Source organism: Waterburya agarophytonicola KI4 (assembly GCF_020640915.1).
Lineage (GTDB): Bacteria > Cyanobacteriota > Cyanobacteriia > Cyanobacteriales > Xenococcaceae > Waterburya > Waterburya agarophytonicola.
Genome location: NZ_JADWDC010000132.1, coordinates 1 through 3,841, shown reverse-complemented (window position 1 = coordinate 3,841; position 3,841 = coordinate 1). Strand labels below are relative to the sequence as shown.

The 3,841-nt window shown below is 38.8% G+C and carries 2 protein-coding genes and 1 pseudogene; 1 reads left to right on the top strand and 2 read right to left on the bottom strand.

The window, feature by feature from the left end:
- Window positions 1–271: 271 nt before the first annotated feature.
- Window positions 272–1,597 (bottom strand): annotated as a pseudogene (locus tag I4641_RS23395) (Tn3 family transposase); the annotation flags it as partial.
- A 40-nt stretch (window positions 1,598–1,637) separates the two neighbouring features.
- Window positions 1,638–2,669, bottom strand: coding sequence for a DUF4158 domain-containing protein (locus I4641_RS23390; RefSeq protein WP_439655368.1), 1,032 nt, complete (start codon window positions 2,667–2,669; stop codon window positions 1,638–1,640).
- 250 nt (window positions 2,670–2,919) lie between these two features.
- Here I4641_RS23390 and I4641_RS23385 point away from each other — a divergent pair, with 250 nt between their 5' ends.
- Window positions 2,920–3,684: a hypothetical protein gene (locus I4641_RS23385; protein ID WP_229642991.1), complete on the top strand. Its 765-nt coding sequence runs from the start codon at window positions 2,920–2,922 to the stop codon at window positions 3,682–3,684.
- Window positions 3,685–3,841: the final 157 nt, after the last annotated feature.

Genomic DNA, 3,841 nt, shown 5'->3' with positions numbered 1-3,841 from the left:
AGACGAGCAAAAACTCGATTAAAAGTATCATGTGATGGAATTCCGTTCGGTAATTGTAACGACCTGAAATTATAATCACTTCGACCTGAAATCATCGCCATTTTCAGCCCACAATAAATGAAACTATAACGGCACTCAGACCCACATTATTTGAAACTGAGACCGAATTAGCTGAAACTATAACTGAAACTATAATTCTCGACCCACAATAAGGCGTACAGCCGACATACGTGCAAAATAGGACGCGACGTAAAGTAATGTAACAAATACCTCAAACACCCAAAGCTATTATTTCATCTAAAGCCTTGGGAAAAATATCCATATCAAGCCAATAATCGCCAAATCGTTTGATATGTTCGGTTAAGTAGGGGCTTATTGCTTTAATATCTTCTGGATCGATTAAATATCCTTCTCTCTTTAATTGTTGCAGTATTTCAGTTAAATCCACTGTATTCTGAAAAATAACCGCATTGGCCACCAGGGTATTGTACTTGATAATTTTTTCCTGTTCTTCTGGGTCATTATTGGCAATAATGCCCTCTCCACCAAAACAAAACCATTTGGAAAAGCCATTGTAAGATTCGACTTTATTGGTAGCTGCTTGAATTTGTTTTCTTAGTTTGGCATCAGAAATATATTCCAAGAGAAAAACCGTTCTTAACACCCGACCTAATTCTCGAAAAGCCTTATACAATCTATTTTTCCGACTGTAGTTTCCTAATTTCCTTAACAAAACAGAAGAAGAAATTTTACCAGTAGAAATAGATAGAACTACCCGAAACAAGTCTTGCTAGTGGGTTTTGATTAGTTTCCAATTAATCGAATCAGAGAAGAGAGAATCAATATGTTGATAAGTTGTGTTCTTGTCAGAACGATAAAAAGTTAAGTCTTTCCAGTTACGGATTCTTGGCATTAACTTAATCCCCAACAAATGAGATAGAGCAAATACGGGAGTTGATTGCCCCTGAGTATCCGCATGAAGAGTCTTTGGCTGAATTAAAGAAGAATTTTTCAACAAGCCGTCAATGATATAAACTGCCTCCCAAGTACCGCAGGGAATAAAATGAGAAAAGAGTGCTATGTAGCTATCAGCCACGTGATGATAAGCAATTCCGCCATAACCTCCATAGCGAATATGATATTCCGACAGTAAATTTTGCTCGTATAGGTCGTATTTTGTTCCATCGGCAGCAGCAGATGTTCCCTTACCCCAGAAGGTGGGTAATTCCAGAACGTGATAGCGATTGAGAATATCAACTAGAGCAGCATTGAGCTTACTTAAGTTGATATGTCTGCGGTTAACAAAAGACAATTCGTGAGCCGTCGCTAAACCCCTCATGTGACGGGCTGCTTGGTATGGGCCGAGATTACACCCATAGGTAAACAGGGTTAATAAATAACGTTCGGTTGCTCGTTCTAATTTAGGATCTGAACCCGATAGTGGCCCAAAGTGACGGGTGAAATTTGTCCAGTAATCGACATTTTTGAGAATATCAATCAAATCTCGCTCTGGCATTTTCTCTTCAATCAAGGACTCCAAAGCTTTAAGACTAGGGTTATCAGCCTTTTTTTTGAGACGCTTTAAAACTGGTTCTCCTTAAAATGACGGCGGGATATTTTATCTTTTTGACCCGACATCACAAATTTTTGCCATTCAACCGAAGCAAAGGAAAGATCGACCTCTCCACTAAGCCAAGTACCCCGTCGATGAGAGTTATCTTTGAGGATTTGACCTGTGACCATTGTGCTTCGGGAGATTCATCAGCAAAAAATGGCAAGACATTAGCAAAAACTCCCACCACAGCTTCCACTCTCTCTTGAAGTTGTTGGCGAATTAATTCTAGTTTTTCTTTAGCCTTATTATGAATTTTCTTCATTTGCTTGAGGAACATCGTCACTAGATAGTCTCTGGTGTTGACCCCATTGGTATAAATCAAGCAGAGTAACAAAGTGGCTCTTTTGGGTTGGGTGATTTTTTTGATTTCCGAAGCATCTAGAGATTTGGCTTCGGCTGCCCAATGCTCAATTTTTGAGGAATTAATTGTTTCGAGGTAGGGAGCAATCTCTCCCAAAGATTCTAGCCAGGTTAAATGTACCAGTAAATCGTTGAGATGATTGCGAGTTGATTTCTTGGGGAGTTTTTTTAGGTCATTATAAAGACTCCGTTGGTGAACGGGATGATTCTCTAAAAGGCGATCGAGATGACTCAGATATTCAGCATCAAGTTGTTGAGTGACTTGAGAAAAAAGCTGATGATTAACTCTGGTTCTGAGACGGCATACCAGGCGGTTCAAACTATTAAACCCTGGCAATTCGTAGCGGTCTTTGACCAACATTTCGATGGCCACATTAATCAAATCGGCAGGATTATCCATTACCTCCGCAGAACTAGAAACCGCTTCACTGATAAGGTGTCGTGCCTGTTTGTCAAAAGCAGTAACTTGAAAATAAGCTCTAATTTCTTTTTTATGACGATATAAAGTTCGAGATTGGTCGTAACCAACATCTAGCTCCTCTGGAAGTTTTAGATAATCTCGCAGATAGTTGATAATATCCTGGGGTATTTGTTCTAAATTTGGGAAGTAACCCAATCTTTGAAAAGATTTGAGCAAAACTATCAGATTAAAGAAATTCCTGTCTCCTTGAGTATTAGAACGGGCAAAAGCTATTAGATGCGGCGAACTATGCGCCTTTCTGTTGAAGTGGGAGTATAGGTTTTTTGAAGTTGAGCAAGAGTATAATAACGCTTAAAACGGGGATAAGCCGTTCTTTCAATAGAGGCCACAAGGGTTGAAAAATCAGGAGAAGTTTACAGAAGCAAATTATCCCTCAATCTGGCTTAATTTGAGCTAAAAATCTCTTATCTTTAACCAGAGCAGTGATAACATTCCAAAAACATCTTCCACTGGAGCAAGTACAATGTTTGAGGAATCAAGGATAGGTGAAAAAAAAATTCCACCTTTATTAAGCACCATGACTGGGGAAGCCTATCAACCCGCCAGAATTTATTACCAAGTTAGTCAAAAAAATGCAGTCTTAGGTAGATTTAAGCGATTGCGCTGTATTGATTATGATTCGACCTGTGATCGCTGGGTTTGGCTTTATACAGAGGAAGCTAAGAATATTAAGTTTGACCAATCCTATCGAGATATTCCCAAACAGTATCGTCCTATTGTCTTAGGTTATTTCACCTTTGAGGAAGACAAGAAACTCCGACTTGATGTTCGTTCTTTTGAACGAGTAATTGAAGCTATGACTTTTTTTGATCGCAAAATTAATCGTCGATTGGCCAAAGTCACCACCATCAAAATCGTTAACAAACTATTCCCTGCCACGATCGCTACGGAAGAAATGTCGAATCACCATACTCTTTTCTTTGAGCAACGCCAAGCAGTCAATCCCAAAGATGAGATGAAGAAACTTGAGGAAATAGCCGCCCAATACGAAGCAGGAGAAGAGAGACAAGAAGTTGCCTTTTCTTATTTAGAAAAACAGATGAAGAAAACACTTCCTGAAGTAGAAGAACTAGAAACTCATTTTTATGAAGATGGTATTGAATCTGTGGCTATGTCACTAAGAATGAGACATATAGAAGCAATGGAACATTGGAAGGGAAATAAAAATTTTAGTAAATTCGATCTTATGACCACTCTTTTAGAAAACTTTGAAGAAGAGGAATTTTAAGAGTTGTACCATATTGCAAAACATCACCAAAAACAACCATTTATGGGGATGTTCTCTATGATTAGAGGTGTGAGGAGTTGATTTTTCGTACTCTACTCGGTTATGCCCAACTATCATTTATGGGCGTGCGATTCGTTGATACCCGAATCCTCTAGAA